Annotated in this window: 17 protein-coding genes; 3 read left to right on the forward strand and 14 right to left on the reverse strand. The window is 66.7% G+C overall.

Going from position 1 to position 12,301, the window contains the following annotated elements:
* Both VIB55_RS14390 and VIB55_RS14395 read right to left on the reverse strand, forming a co-directional pair.
* On the reverse strand, positions 1 to 333 hold a 333-nt coding region (locus VIB55_RS14390), incomplete at its 3' end, for a hypothetical protein (RefSeq protein WP_331877347.1).
* Positions 334 to 794: 461 nt separating this feature from the next.
* Positions 795 to 1,412: a hypothetical protein gene (locus VIB55_RS14395; protein ID WP_331877348.1), complete on the reverse strand. Its 618-nt coding sequence runs from the start codon at positions 1,410 to 1,412 to the stop codon at positions 795 to 797.
* 483 nt (positions 1,413 to 1,895) lie between these two features.
* On the opposite strand from VIB55_RS14395, the gene VIB55_RS14400 reads away from it, so the two are divergent.
* On the forward strand, positions 1,896 to 2,231 hold the full coding sequence (locus tag VIB55_RS14400) for a hypothetical protein (RefSeq protein WP_331877349.1): 336 nt from the start codon (positions 1,896 to 1,898) through the stop codon (positions 2,229 to 2,231).
* A 5-nt stretch (positions 2,232 to 2,236) separates the two neighbouring features.
* Positions 2,237 to 2,503, forward strand: coding sequence for a hypothetical protein (locus tag VIB55_RS14405; protein WP_331877350.1), 267 nt, complete (start codon positions 2,237 to 2,239; stop codon positions 2,501 to 2,503).
* Between the two features lie 160 nt (positions 2,504 to 2,663).
* Here the strand turns inward: VIB55_RS14405 and VIB55_RS14410 are convergent, their stop codons facing one another.
* The 12 genes from VIB55_RS14410 to VIB55_RS14465 all read right to left on the reverse strand — a co-directional run bounded on the left by VIB55_RS14410 (position 2,664) and on the right by VIB55_RS14465 (position 11,541).
* Positions 2,664 to 3,185, reverse strand: coding sequence for a hypothetical protein (locus VIB55_RS14410; RefSeq protein ID WP_331877351.1), 522 nt, complete (start codon positions 3,183 to 3,185; stop codon positions 2,664 to 2,666).
* 238 nt (positions 3,186 to 3,423) lie between these two features.
* Complete coding sequence (locus VIB55_RS14415) at positions 3,424 to 3,651, reverse strand: hypothetical protein (RefSeq protein WP_331877352.1); 228 nt, start codon at positions 3,649 to 3,651, stop codon at positions 3,424 to 3,426.
* Positions 3,652 to 3,832: 181 nt separating this feature from the next.
* Positions 3,833 to 4,279 carry an SRPBCC family protein gene (locus VIB55_RS14420; protein WP_331877353.1) on the reverse strand — a complete coding sequence of 149 codons (447 nt, stop codon included), beginning with the start codon at positions 4,277 to 4,279 and terminating at the stop codon, positions 3,833 to 3,835.
* Between the two features lie 155 nt (positions 4,280 to 4,434).
* The gene (locus tag VIB55_RS14425; protein ID WP_331877354.1) at positions 4,435 to 4,956 is read right to left on the reverse strand and encodes a DUF2306 domain-containing protein; all 522 of its coding nucleotides are present in this window, start codon (positions 4,954 to 4,956) and stop codon (positions 4,435 to 4,437) included.
* A 287-nt stretch (positions 4,957 to 5,243) separates the two neighbouring features.
* The gene (locus VIB55_RS14430) at positions 5,244 to 6,188 is read right to left on the reverse strand and encodes a glycosyltransferase family A protein (RefSeq protein WP_331877355.1); all 945 of its coding nucleotides are present in this window, start codon (positions 6,186 to 6,188) and stop codon (positions 5,244 to 5,246) included.
* 71 nt (positions 6,189 to 6,259) lie between these two features.
* Positions 6,260 to 6,538 (reverse strand): DUF2277 domain-containing protein, encoded by a 279-nt coding sequence (locus VIB55_RS14435; RefSeq protein ID WP_331877356.1) that lies wholly within the window; start codon positions 6,536 to 6,538, stop codon positions 6,260 to 6,262.
* A gap of 62 nt (positions 6,539 to 6,600) precedes the next feature.
* A complete protein-coding gene (locus VIB55_RS14440; RefSeq protein ID WP_349263032.1) occupies positions 6,601 to 7,248 on the reverse strand; it encodes a dihydrofolate reductase family protein in 648 nt (215 codons plus the stop codon).
* 365 nt (positions 7,249 to 7,613) lie between these two features.
* The gene (locus VIB55_RS14445) at positions 7,614 to 8,018 is read right to left on the reverse strand and encodes a VOC family protein (protein WP_331877358.1); all 405 of its coding nucleotides are present in this window, start codon (positions 8,016 to 8,018) and stop codon (positions 7,614 to 7,616) included.
* Between the two features lie 160 nt (positions 8,019 to 8,178).
* Positions 8,179 to 8,571 (reverse strand): hypothetical protein, encoded by a 393-nt coding sequence (locus tag VIB55_RS14450; RefSeq protein WP_331877359.1) that lies wholly within the window; start codon positions 8,569 to 8,571, stop codon positions 8,179 to 8,181.
* Positions 8,572 to 8,674: 103 nt separating this feature from the next.
* Positions 8,675 to 9,367, reverse strand: coding sequence for a hypothetical protein (locus VIB55_RS14455; protein WP_331877360.1), 693 nt, complete (start codon positions 9,365 to 9,367; stop codon positions 8,675 to 8,677).
* A gap of 143 nt (positions 9,368 to 9,510) precedes the next feature.
* Positions 9,511 to 10,596, reverse strand: coding sequence for a DUF3500 domain-containing protein (locus VIB55_RS14460; protein ID WP_331877361.1), 1,086 nt, complete (start codon positions 10,594 to 10,596; stop codon positions 9,511 to 9,513).
* 135 nt (positions 10,597 to 10,731) lie between these two features.
* Positions 10,732 to 11,541, reverse strand: a complete 810-nt coding sequence (locus VIB55_RS14465) for a toll/interleukin-1 receptor domain-containing protein (protein WP_331877362.1) — start codon at positions 11,539 to 11,541, stop codon at positions 10,732 to 10,734.
* Positions 11,542 to 12,042: 501 nt separating this feature from the next.
* Between VIB55_RS14465 and VIB55_RS14470 the strand changes: the two genes are divergently transcribed.
* The coding region (locus tag VIB55_RS14470) for a hypothetical protein (RefSeq protein WP_331877363.1) at positions 12,043 to 12,301 on the forward strand (259 nt) is incomplete at its 3' end.

Raw genomic sequence — 12,301 nt, forward strand, 5'->3', positions numbered from 1 at the left:
CTCGTAGTACCCGACCGCCGCGCCGAGAACCACGCCGGCCACCAGGCCGATCCCGCCGCCCCGAAGCACCGAGCGCCCCCGGGCGGCGCCCGTCCGAAGCTGCACGCGCTGGATGTCGGCGCAGGGGACGGACAGGAGAGACCGGCCGGGGACCGTTACGGACAGCGAGGTGTCGGACGGCTTGGGCGACTCGGCCACCACGTACGTGTTCGCCCCGGGCGCGTGCAGGCGCACGGTGGACCCGGCCTGCAGCGACGGGCAGGCACCCTGCGCGGCAAGGATAGAGGGTACGGCGGAGAACGCGAGCAGGCCCAGCATGTAGCGGATACGCATTCGGCAACTCTGGCTGGTGAACGGGACACCCGCGACACCGCACCTGTCGGTGATGGCCGCGAGCGGCGTTGGCGGCCACAGCACATCCGGCCGCCCCCGCACCCCTGACTCTACGGTGAGCGGACGCTCATGCGCAACCAGCCCCGCCGGCGGGCGGCACCCGGGAGCGCGGCCGCCACGTCGGCGGCGGCACCGGTGCGTGCGAAGTCACGGCGAGAGATGGCCGCGCTCATGGATGCTCGGGCGAGGGAGTGGCGGCAGATGGAGTGGGATAGCAGCCTACGCAGGCGGGGGCGCGGCGGCAGGCAAAAAGAACCCGTTGACGCGACGTGCGGCGGAACCCTCACGCGAGTGACGTCCGAAGTACACTAGCACAGACGGGAGGTAATCGCGAAGGGGGACAAATGAAGAACCGCGCGCCGGGAGGGTTCCCGGCGCGCGGCTCACCGGCCTTTCCAAGGTCAGAAGCTGATGCCGATGCCGAACGCCCGGTAGCTCCCGGTCGTGAGCGCCGCGCGCAGCGTGCCGCCCACCGGCAGCGACACGTCGACGCCCCAGTCCACCACCGCGCTTCCCTCCCACGGCCCCACGTAGGGAGCTGGGCCGGAGTGATGCTCCAGCACCACGCGCGGCGTCATGTACGGGCGAATGCTCCCGCCGTCATACGCGAGGCTGAAGCCCAGCGGTGCGCTGACCACCGTCTCGGCGTTCATCCCGACGCCCAGCCCCGCAACCAGCGACGCGCGCACGGGCCCGCCGGCCTGCGGGTTCAGCGGCATCGCGTAGTCGATCCCTGCCATATACGCGACCTCCCGCCCGGGACTGAGCATTCCCTCGCTGAACGGCCCGGTACCGATACCATCCATGATGCCCACCCGCAGCCGCAGATCGGCGACGCGCGAGAACGGCCGCACCGCCACCGCGATGCCCATCCCGGCGCCGTTCGCGTCGCTGGACAGGATTTCGAACCGGGACTGCTCCAGGGGCGAGCTGAACAGCGGCCCGCCCCACTGCTGCGCGTGTGCCGGCGCGGCGGCGAGAACGGCGGCGGCGATGGGAATCGAACGAGAAAGACGCATGGGCATGGCTCCGCGAAAGGATTGTGGACGGATACGGACGCATCAGGCTACACGCCACGAATCACCACGGTTCCCACGCAGAAAACCACCGGAAATCCAGCAAAGCCATCGGTGGAACGTTCCGACACGACCCACGAAACGTTCCAACTCTCCTCTGCGGTGCGCCCCGACTCGCCCGGCCGTGCGGATGCATGGTCTCATGCGTCACTTCCACACGGCCGCGGAAGCGTGTTCGGGACGAAGCGACACATCCGTGAGAGATGAAGTATAGAGTGCTGGCATCCCCTGCAGGGCGGTAGGTGTTCCCCGTCCGGGACGCACCTGCTCAGATCTCCGGAGTCGCTAACGCGGACAGGATTGTCGCTCCTCTGGGAGGGTTATCGGGACTTGAAGAACGCCGAACAAGGACCTTGCTCCGGCCCGCTCCCGATTTTAGCTATGTAGCCCCGAGGTGGCATCGGTCCTGAAAGCAGAGGTGCTGCGATGAAAGAAATTTTGAGTTGGGCACCAATAATCTGGACGGCTCGTATCCTCCTCCTGATTCTCATGGGAGGAACAGGTTATATATTTCTGCTATTTCTCCTTCGATTCCTCAATTGGAAGACAATCAAGGGTATGGCCCTTGCTTCGCCACCAGAGATCGAATCGGTGGGAGGAGAATTTGCGGGTGCGAAAGCAGAGGTTAAACTTGTGGCTCAAGGTCGGCAATTGACCTCGATCGAGCAACGAGTGATGGATGTCGAGGAGAGCCACGCAGCGTTGGTCGAGGCGGTAAAGCAGATGCGAGGCGAAGGTGGGAAAGCCAAGAGAAGGGGGTGAGTCCAATGGAGCGCATTGACGAACTACTCGAAAAAGCTACCCCGAATCTGGCGCGGCGGGAGCGGTTGCGAAACATCTATTCGGAATGGGAGCGAGCCAAGAGCGTCGTCGGCTCGCGAGATCGCGTACATATTCCCATCCTCATTCGCGAGGAACCGCAGCCCGATGTAGCAGGGGTGGTTATTTCCGCCGTAGACGCAGAGGAATTCAAACAGATTCGTGAAGAACTCGCGGACGCTGGAGTCCCTGCGGAGTACGAACCCGGCCACTAAGCTGGGCGGAATCGTGGAAACCCGGTCCTGGGGGCTGGTTGATCGGGTAAGTCCGTCCGTCGTAGGATCCGTCTTTACGACCGGCCCTTTCGGGGCCGGTCGTTTTTCGTTACGCAACGCCGCCTTTTAGGAACAGCCTTTTTTCAGTTGCCGGTTGTTCTTATTTGACCGCCGTGTAGATCACGCTGAAGGTTCCCTCCGAATCTGCATAGATAGAGCCGTTCGCCGCGCCGTCCTTGCGGAACGACATTTCCAGGTCGCCCTGCTGCATCCCCGCGTCGGTAGCGTCGACCGTGTAGCCCTGCGCGGTGAGCTTGGCCCGGTAGTGCTCCAGCAACGCATTCTGAGTGGTGCCGCCGCCGGTGAAGTACGTGGTGTCCAACTCGTTGCTGCCGCAGAGCTGCGCGCCCGCGGGCGGCTCGGGAAAGTCCGCCGGGAGGGTGCCGCGGTCGCCGGGCTTCAGACGCAGCTGCTTCTCGACAGCCGTGCCGAAGCCATAGCTCGCGCACGAGCCCCCGCCCGTGGCCGGCGCCGCGGCGGTCGCGGGCGCCGGCGACGCGGTCGTTGTCTCCGCACCGGTACCGTTGGACGCGTCCGACGCAGCCTCCTCGTCCCCACCGCACGCGGCAAGGGTCAGCACAAGGACAGCGAGCGGGAGGATACGGCGGATGATGTAATTCATCGCTGATGCGGGGGCCAGGTGGATCGTGGGAGGCGAGCGCGGGATTTCCCCGGGTGCGGGCGGGAATGGAGAAGATAGGCAGCTCTCCGGCGCCGAACAATCTTTCTCGCGCACCTCAGGCTGCCAGATTCGGCCGCGGGGCGGGCCTCCGCCCGGTGTCATACATTACCGCCGGGGGGAGTTCGATCTCCGCGATCAGGAAAAGCGGATCTCAGGCGGCACCGGCTCGGAGGAGTGATCAGCCCTCGTTCTCCGGCAACTCAAGCCGGGTGGCGCGCTCCAGCACGGCTCGCCAATCACTGTCGGCGAGCCCGGCTTCCACCAGTAGATCTCGCCAGTCAACAGCCGCTTGGGCGAGCGCCGCATCGAGCTGTACACGATCTCCCCTGGAGCACAGAAGTGCGGCCATCTGTACACGTTCGCGAAGTTCAGCCCAGCGTTGTTCCGCTGGCGGGTCGCGCATCATCCCCAGCTGCTCCAGAACGCTGGCATGGTCCGCCGGAAACGCGGCCGCAACGTGTTGCCTGACGAGCGGAGAAACACTTTGCATGAGACCTGACGCCTCAAGTTCAATGGCGTACGGGCCGATCGCGTGCGATCCGTCGCCGCCGGTCAGCCGGGCGGACGGAGTGGCGCGTGGGTGCGCCTCACACCGTGCCCAGCGCTCTCTCTTCGCATCGCCGTTTCAGCCCGGCCGCTTCCTGGGCAAGGTACCGCTCGCTGAGGCCCCGCATCACCCACCCGATGATCCGCCCCAGGAATCCGCCGAACGTCACCGACAGCGTCACGCGGGATCGGTGGCCCCCGGACATCGGCTCTGCCCAGTGGTTCGCTTCGACGGTCGCGCCAGGAGAGCGGCTGACGATGCGAAAACCCCGCCCCGGTTCGAGCGCCGTAACCGTCCACTCGGCGGGCGGCACCTTCGGCTGTACGATCCTAAGGCGGCCGCCTACCGCCAACGGCGCGCCCGCATCACCAAGGCGCTCTACGCGCGTGACCGTCGGCGTCCACTCGTGCCAGCGCTCCACCTCGCTCAGAACCGCGAAGACCACGTCCGGAGGAGCCTCGACCTCGCTCGTGATGGTGAATTGCATTCCTCGCCTCCGTGACAGTGTCCGTATGCACCTCAGGAGCATTCCTTCGGATGAACACCTACACTCCCGACACCGAGCCTTCTGGTCATCAGACATGAGCGGGCCCGCCCGTCGGCCCCTACGTCACGTCAGGGAGCCCGGACGGGTGCGGTGTGCTATGAACGCGGCCGATACGGTGCGAGGAGGGCGGACCGGCGCCGGCGGATCAGCTGCGCGCCGATGGCGAGCACCAGGAGCGTGGCCACGGCTACCGTGATGGCGAACGCCGTCCCCTGTCCCGGGCGCGGGCGCAGCGCCGGCATCCGGGTCGCAATCTCCGACACGGCCGCCGCGGCCAGCCCCACGTAGGACCACGTCATCCACTGGTAGTGCCGCTCGAGTGCGCGTGCACGTGCCACGGCATCGCGGCGCCCTCGTGCCCGGCGCGCTCCCAGAGCCGCGGCGGTGCCTGCCACGACAGTGACAAAGCTGAAGATGGCGCCCACGTGGAACGGTCCGAAACGCCCGAACAGGCGGTAGATCAGGAGCGCGGTCGCGTTGAGCAGGAGCATGCTCACCACGTATAGCCAGCCGACTTGCCGGTGGCGGCGCGTACCCTTGCGGGTAAGGAGCACCGCCGCGCCCGCAACGAGCGCGGTCGAAGCCGCGATGGTGTGGATCCAGCCGAGAGAGATCATGCCTGCCCTACGGCTGCTTGCCCCGGAAAGGTTCGCGCGCTGACTTCAACCGTCAGCCCAGGCGGGAGCGAGGCTCACACCACCCGACTCCGTCGTCGTTCCACGGCATCACGACCTTCGGACCCACCAGACATCCGAGCACGATCCCGATCATCGCGATATTCACCAGACTCCACCATCCAAACAGACGCCCGCGACGCTGTAATCCACACACGGCAGCCGCGGGAGGGATCGGAATGCCCCGGGGGGTGCCTCACTCCTCCGGTCGTCCATGGCCGCACGAGCCGTCAAGAGCGCCGTCGCAGGGCAGCGCGGCCCTTTTCACCCGCGAACAGCAATCCGGTCCGCAGTACCCGGCGCCAGTTTCTCGCCCGGATGCCGTCGCTGAAGTTCTCCGCCAGGCAGTCGACGAAGATCTTCGTCAGCGCCGACAGTCCGCGATGGAAGGCCGCTTCGGCCTCCGGGTCGCCCCGCACCAGCGGCCACTGGCGCTCGTAGACGACGCGGATGCTACGCAGCATGCGCTCCCCGTCGCGCGACGAGCTGGCGCTGTAGCGCCGGTAGCGCGTCACCGCGGGTTCCTCGTAGCACCAGGCCGGGTACGCGCGCGCCACTCGCAGGTAGAAGTCGAGGTCGTCCGCGCCCCACGGATCGCGAAAGCCCCCCACGGCCGCCACCGCCTCGCGCCTGAACATCGCCGACGAGGGCGGGATGATGTACCAGTCGAATCCGAGCAGGATGTTGTACAGCCAGGTTTCGCTCGGCAGGCTGGCTACGCCCCACGGGACGGGCGCTCCCTCGTACGTCATCTCCTCGCGCTTTCCGATGACGAACCCGCATTCGGGATGCTCCGCGAACGCACGGAGCCCCGCCTCCAGGGCCGGTGGCAGCAGGTGGTCGTCGGCATCCAGGAACACGAAGAAGCGGCCGCGGCTGGCACGGATGCCGGTGTTGCGCGCGACCGCCGAGCCGCCGTTGGCCTGCCGCAGCGTGACCGTGCCGGCGTGCCGGGCGGTGATGGCGCCGACGTCGAGGGGCGATCCGTCGTCCACGACCACGATCTCGTAGTCGCCGCACGTCTGTGCGGCGACCGTGTGCAGCGTCTCGTCGAGCAGTTCCGCCTGCTTCGGCGTCGCGACGTAGCACGGGATGACGATGGAGACGAGCGGCGCGGGAGGATGCGTCCCGTCCGCCGGTTCGGGCGCCACAGGTACATGTTCGGGTGCGGTCATCAAGCTCTCAGCAAAGGTGTGCCCGTTCGTCTCACGCAATTCGGCGGAGAGTGCCCCAGGGCGGCCGCGCTTCAGCGGCTCGCGGTGCCGAAGCGCTTTGCCGACTGGATGCGCGCCTTCCGCAACTCCTCGTCGCGGTTCCGCGGGGCGGATTTGATCTGGATGGAGTCGATCAGCCGCCGCGCGCTCGCGGTGATCTCCTCGACCGCCCGATTGAAGGCCTCTTCGTTCGCGCGTGAAGGGTGCGTGGTCCCGCTCAGTTTCCGGACGTACTGCAGTGCGGACGCGCGCACCTCGTCATCGGTCGCGGGTGGCTCGAAGTTGGCCAGCGTCTTGATGTTTCGGCACATCGGGCCTCGCTGGTTTCGGATGGGCTGCTAGCCCAACGCTGGTTGCTGATGCTGGAGCGCGCTTACCTGCGTCGCGTCAGCACGACGTGGGTTGCCGCGGCGGTCGGCACATGGGTCGTGCACTCATAGGCCAGAGCCGGGAGGTCCAGGCCCTGCCACAGGTGCTCGCCGGACCCGAGCAATCTGGGCGCAACCGCCACGTGCAGCTCGTCGATGAGCCCCGCTTCCAGGTACTGGCGGACCGTCGCCACGCCACCTCCGATCTGCACATCCTTCCCGGCCGCGGCCGCGGTGGCGCGCTCCAGCGCCTCACCGATGCCGCCCGTGACGAAGTGGAAGACCGTACCGCCTTCCATCTGAACCGATGGGCGGTCGTGATGCGTCAGCACGAAGACCGGGCCACGATAAGGTGGGTTCTTTCCCCACCAGCCGCGCCAGGTATCATCGGGCCACGGACCGCGGAGCGGGCCGAACATGTTGCGTCCCATGATCCAGGCGCCGACGCCCTCCCCGAACCGCGCCGCGAAATCGTCATCCACCCCCGTGGTGCCGCCGGTCTTTCCGCCCATCCGCTGGAAGGTGCGCGTCGCGACGTACCAGTCGTGCAACTCTTCACCGCCGATCCCGAGGGGATCCTCGCGCGTCTGGCGCGGGCCCGCTCCGTATCCATCGAGTGATACCGTGAAGTTATGCACTCGTACACGAGTCATTGCTTGCTCCCGAGCCAGGATGACGATCCGAGAACTCCCGCTTCGACCGGTATGGCCCCCGTCAACCAAACGGCTGTACCGTCACCAGACGCCCGGGACCAGCCGGTGGCGTACACGCCCGGCATACGCCACCTAGCCCGGCAGTTCCCGCCGCAGGACGCCCCGCGGAAACGAACACCGTCGTGGCCAGGAGAGCGGCGTCGGCGAGAGGCGGCGGGCAACCATCAGCATTGGCAGATGGAGGAGCGAAGCGCCACACGAGGCAAAGGTCAGGGGCGTGGGGCCGGCGCGCAAGGCTTTCCTCTCGGCCGAAAACGGCTCCGACTGCAAAGGATCGCCGGCCTTTCGCCACATGCAACCGGGTGTCAGGCCGCGGATGGTCCCGATGAGATCAGGTACGTGGTGATCTCGAACTGGTGCCCATCAGGATCCTCGAAGTAGACCGAATGAGCAGCGTCATGGTCCTGGAAGCGAAAGGAAATCCCACGGCGCCGGAGCTCCTCCTGGGCAGCAACGAAGTTCGGATCATCGACACGGAACGCGATGTGGCGCACACAGATCGTGTCGCGGCCGGGTGGCGGGTGGGGAGCCGCGCTCGCTACCGGAAAGAGGGCGAGCGAGGTGCCGCCGATGCCCACGACAGCTGGAAAATTACCCCAGACTTCCTGATACTGCCGCCGTAACCCAAGAACCTCCTCATACCAGCGCACCGAACGCTCGACGTCGCGCACCAGGAGGGCAACATGGTCAATGCACTCCAGCTGGAACATGGCCGCGCTCTGGATGTGAGGATGAGGTCCGGCGTACGGGGCCAGGCCCTGCGGTGATCGTCGCGCCGCGCGCCACCACCATCATTGCCAGCGCCCACCCCCACGACTTGCCAGACCATGTGAGGCGGCGAAGGCAGCAGGCGAGCGCATCGATCGAGTGTCACCCCTCGGCGACCCTCGCGAGAAAGTCGTCGATCCACTGCTCGGCCTCTGCCAGGCCCGTGAACGATTTCCCCACCGCGCCCCGGTTGATCGCGACCGTTTCAGCGAACCGTTCCGGGTCCAAGGGAGGTTCGTGGCCCACGACGACGATTGCCGTTATGGCAGCCTGCGCACGCTGAGCCCTGGCAATTTCGCTCCCGAGCTCAAACCGCTCCACCGTGGTGAGCGACCCCTGCACGTTCAGCGCATCGATCAGAACAGCCCGGCGGCCGGAGCGCGCGGCCGACTCCAAGCCGCGGTTGAGCGCCACGACGAATTCCTTGGAGTTCATGGTGCCAGTGCACACCATGAGGATGTATCGCGGCAGGACCTCGACTCTATCTGTTTGCATGATCCACGCTCCGTGGTGGGCGAGCATGTGCACGGCGCGTTGCAGGAGTGCACAGAGATGATCGTTGGCCTGACGAGAACACGGTCAGAGCGCTGACGCAACGTTAGCTTGCCGGCACACCGGCGCAGGCCTGTCGGATCGCCGCGTCGCTTGCCTGGCGCGGATCGACTTCAATCCGCCACACCCGGGTCGTGTCACTCGCCGCCGCGCGCGAGAGCGGGACGATCCCGGACCGGGCGAAGGGAGGCCACACGTTGCTGACGACGATTGCCAGGTGGGGGAACCGGCATAGCACGATGTACGAGCCCGTCCCATCGTCCCCGTGATCCACGACGATGACCCCCCGGTCCAGCGCCCGGATGGCGCCGACGCGCATCGGGATGAGCGTGCCATCGGGGAAGCGCAGGCTGTCCCCGGCCGCCGCCCACAAGTCCGCGGGTTCGGCCCGGTGAAGGCTGTCGCCGTAGGCTTCGTATTCCGATTGGATTGCCCAGAGCGTCACCCCAGGCTCGTCGAAGCGCAGCGCGGGCGATGTCGTCCCCCCCACGCCTACCGTGTCCACCCGAGCCGTCGGGCAGAGCTGCCAGAGCGCGCCGACCGGCGCGCGTGCGGGGAGCCCGGCAAGGGTTGCGGCCGCGAGGCGGGCGCCGCTGGACACGGGGCAGCCGCCGGTCGGCGGCGCGGCCTCCCGTGCGACGGCATCCGCAGCCGCGACCCGGGGCGGGCTCGATCGCTCGCTGCAGGCGAGCGTGGCGCAAATCGCGAGCGCGGCCCCTGCCAGGTAGACTCGGCGCATCCAGAGAGAAAGGTGTGGCACCTAACGAGGCGAGGTTCAGGGGTGCGGGGAGCGCAAGATTTTCATCGGACCCGAAAACATACCCCGCCCGGCATCCTCTGCAAGCCGACCGTAAGGCGGGAGTCACCGCTGCGAAGCCCGGTTCAGCGGTGAGGCTGCCGTGCATAGTGCCTCCTGAGCAGATCGCCTCCGAAATCGTTCTCCAGATCGCGCCAGACCGTGTGGACGTGGTTCGCGTTGCTCTGGGCGTTGTCGTACTCCACCAGCACGGTAGGTCCGTGGATGCGGTAGTAGTGCGGCTCGCGCGGCTGGTACGCCCCGGCCCAGGCGAAGTGCAGGCGCCCAAACCCGGCCTCATCGATTCGTTGCAACTGCCTGGATGCCGCAGAATCCGCCATCCGCCCGGCGTACAATTCCAGCAGCCGGCGCAGCTGCCCCTGCTGCGCGATCGTCATCTCGGCCGCGGGCAGGCCGGCGAATGCCATCCCTCCCACCTCGGGAACGTTGCGGGTGAGAATGTCTTCGGATGGCTGCGCCGCGATGGTGGCGCGGGCACGTTGGCCGGGATCGAGCATGTGCAGCAGCTCGAAGGCGAGGTCCTCTTCCGCGGCGAGCAGCCGGGTCCCTGCCCGCGGCCCGCTGGGGACGCGCGCCGGGTTCGCGCCCATGAAGAGCGGCGCGACGATCTGCCCATGTGGGCCGAGATCCGTGACGTTCACCGAGAGGTGATGGCCCTCGAAGCTCCATCCCCAAGGGTGCGGCCCACCCGGCCCGGCGAAGAGTGCCAGGAAGTAGAGCTCCGGATCGCGCCCGGGTCCCCAGGGGCTGCCCCCCGCTCCTTCCAACTCGCCCAGAATGCCTTCGAGCTCGATGATGCCGCGCGCGAGCCCGGTGCCGCGCTCACTCAGACCGGTGCCCAGGAACGCAAACGCTGCTGCACGCTGCCCGGCATCCATCATCTGCAGCGGGATGCCGGTGCGCCTCTCCGGAACGTACGCCCACCGGGTGCGCTCCGGATGATCGAAGGGAAACGCGGCGGCGGCACGCTGCCGATCGTTCAGCGTCGAGAGGAAGGTCCGTGCGGTCCCGGCCCATGCAGACGTGTCGGGCCCGGATGCTCCGCCCGCAGGCCGGGGCGGTTGCGCACCGCAGCCGAGAAGCGCGCCGGCGAGGATCGCGGAGAACAGCCCCGCCGATCCGCGCCGGACGTACGTGACACGAGTGGACATGAACCTCAACGGAAGAGGGAGTGGTGTCGCCGGACCCGGCGATGCAACACACGGCAGCCGCGGGAGTGATCACCTTCGGCTGCCGTTGTGTTTTGCCAACGTCCATCCACAGCTGCGACGATCCGGCATTCGACCTCAGGTGCGATGTGTCGCCTGCACAACGCGGAGAATCTGCTCGACGATCGCCGATAGTCCCTGATCCGACCGAACCGCGAGTCGATCTGCCAAGGTGGGCGAGTACTGGGCAACCGACTTCGCATCCAGCCGGTGCCACAGAGGAAGGATGGCCTTCTCACCGGATACCGTCTCGCGTGCCACCAGGCCATCGAGTTCGCGCTGCGGCCACTCCTTCGCGAGGAAGTCCGGGCTGAGAACTACCACGCCGAAGCGGCATCGCGCGAGTCCTCGATCGATGCTTCGGCGAAGGCTGTCGCCGAGCATCAGCGTGGCCTCATCGAACCACACGGTCGCGCCGCGTTCCACCAGCGCGGTATACAGGGGCCGCGCGATCGTGTCTTTGTCCTCCCACGCATGACTGATGAACACGTCGTATGTCGGCCCAGCGGAGTCCTCCAGCCGGTTCTGCTCGGCCGGGTGGGGCTGCTCTGTCGTACGGGACTGGGCGGCGGGTACCTCGCGAGCGCTCAACTCGGTAAGGAGGGCCAAAATGCGCTCCCAGAAGTCCAGGGCGCGTGAGTACTCATCACCCTCACCACGATCGAGTGCCTCGCTGAACAGGTTCCGTGCTAGCTGGTACCGATCGAACGTCTCGGGACCGTAGTGCGCCTTCAGCTTGGCCTCGATCACCCGATGCCACTCCTGCGCCTCCTTCATCGGAACGCGCTTCCACGAAGGCAAGGCTTCCCTGTCCCCGCTTGGCAGGCGGCTTTCCGCCTCCAGTCGCCGAACCATATCTCTGCCTTGCGCGATCTGTTCTTCGAACATTTTTTTCCTTCCGTTTCGAAGGTACACGCCTCCGGGCGGGATACGACACAAAGGGTCAGGGGTGCAGGGCGGGAGCGCAAGCCTTTCGTGCGCTGAATGGCGCGCCCGATCTCCCCTGCATGCTTTCTCCTCGCGAAAGCATGTCTTGATGATCCGTTATTCAAGCGCCATAATGTTTCCTGCGAGCTTCTCGCGCGGCACTGGTTTGGGGACCGGTGGAGTTGGAGCGTGTGGGCCCACCGCGTGCGCCGCTACATCAACATCACGGAGTCGCAGGCTCCCGCCATCGACTCCGGTATCCCGAACTACAAGTACATTTACTTCCGCTAGGGAACGGCTATGATGCGGCGCAAAAACTACGGCAGACAGACGTGGATCCCCCTTGTGGCGATCGGCGTCGCGCTCACACTTGCAGCGTGCGAAGGCAACCTTTTCGGCACATACCAGGGTCCCGCTCCAGCGTCCGCCGATCTGATCGACGAAGCAGCGGTCGTGCGGTCGGTGCTGCGTGATCCCGCGGGTGAGCGCCAGGGGCTGGTGTCGCTGGTGCACCTGGACCGGCTGGCGTACCAGCAGCCGGGGCGACGCGGGGACGTCAATCGGGTGGTGGCCCTACTGCACGGCGACGACGGCCCGTCGCTGGATTCGCTCGGGCTCGAGGTGGGTGACACAGTGGCGGTGAGCACCCGTTACCTGGGCGTTACGCTGTCGGGGCCTGGACCGGGAAAGATTCCCGGATGGGCCGGCTACAATTACCTGG

Origin of the sequence: Longimicrobium sp., assembly GCF_036554565.1 — a bacterium.
Classification (GTDB): Bacteria; Gemmatimonadota; Gemmatimonadetes; order Longimicrobiales; family Longimicrobiaceae; genus Longimicrobium.

Bases quoted from the DNA above. Each gene is read 5' to 3' on its own strand.
- VIB55_RS14395 (WP_331877348.1), bottom strand. From the start codon at position 1,412: ATGCGTCTTTCTCGTTCGATTCCCATCGCCGCCGCCGTTCTCGCCGCC.
- VIB55_RS14400 (WP_331877349.1), top strand. From the start codon at position 1,896: ATGAAAGAAATTTTGAGTTGGGCACCAATAATCTGGACGGCTCGTATC.
- VIB55_RS14405 (WP_331877350.1), top strand. From the start codon at position 2,237: ATGGAGCGCATTGACGAACTACTCGAAAAAGCTACCCCGAATCTGGCG.
- VIB55_RS14410 (WP_331877351.1), bottom strand. From the start codon at position 3,185: ATGAATTACATCATCCGCCGTATCCTCCCGCTCGCTGTCCTTGTGCTG.
- VIB55_RS14415 (WP_331877352.1), bottom strand. From the start codon at position 3,651: ATGATGCGCGACCCGCCAGCGGAACAACGCTGGGCTGAACTTCGCGAA.
- VIB55_RS14420 (WP_331877353.1), bottom strand. From the start codon at position 4,279: ATGCAATTCACCATCACGAGCGAGGTCGAGGCTCCTCCGGACGTGGTC.
- VIB55_RS14425 (WP_331877354.1), bottom strand. From the start codon at position 4,956: ATGATCTCTCTCGGCTGGATCCACACCATCGCGGCTTCGACCGCGCTC.
- VIB55_RS14430 (WP_331877355.1), bottom strand. From the start codon at position 6,188: ATGACCGCACCCGAACATGTACCTGTGGCGCCCGAACCGGCGGACGGG.
- VIB55_RS14435 (WP_331877356.1), bottom strand. From the start codon at position 6,538: ATGTGCCGAAACATCAAGACGCTGGCCAACTTCGAGCCACCCGCGACC.
- VIB55_RS14440 (WP_349263032.1), bottom strand. From the start codon at position 7,248: ATGACTCGTGTACGAGTGCATAACTTCACGGTATCACTCGATGGATAC.
- VIB55_RS14445 (WP_331877358.1), bottom strand. From the start codon at position 8,018: ATGTTCCAGCTGGAGTGCATTGACCATGTTGCCCTCCTGGTGCGCGAC.
- VIB55_RS14450 (WP_331877359.1), bottom strand. From the start codon at position 8,571: ATGCAAACAGATAGAGTCGAGGTCCTGCCGCGATACATCCTCATGGTG.
- VIB55_RS14455 (WP_331877360.1), bottom strand. From the start codon at position 9,367: ATGCGCCGAGTCTACCTGGCAGGGGCCGCGCTCGCGATTTGCGCCACG.
- VIB55_RS14460 (WP_331877361.1), bottom strand. From the start codon at position 10,596: ATGTCCACTCGTGTCACGTACGTCCGGCGCGGATCGGCGGGGCTGTTC.
- VIB55_RS14465 (WP_331877362.1), bottom strand. From the start codon at position 11,541: ATGTTCGAAGAACAGATCGCGCAAGGCAGAGATATGGTTCGGCGACTG.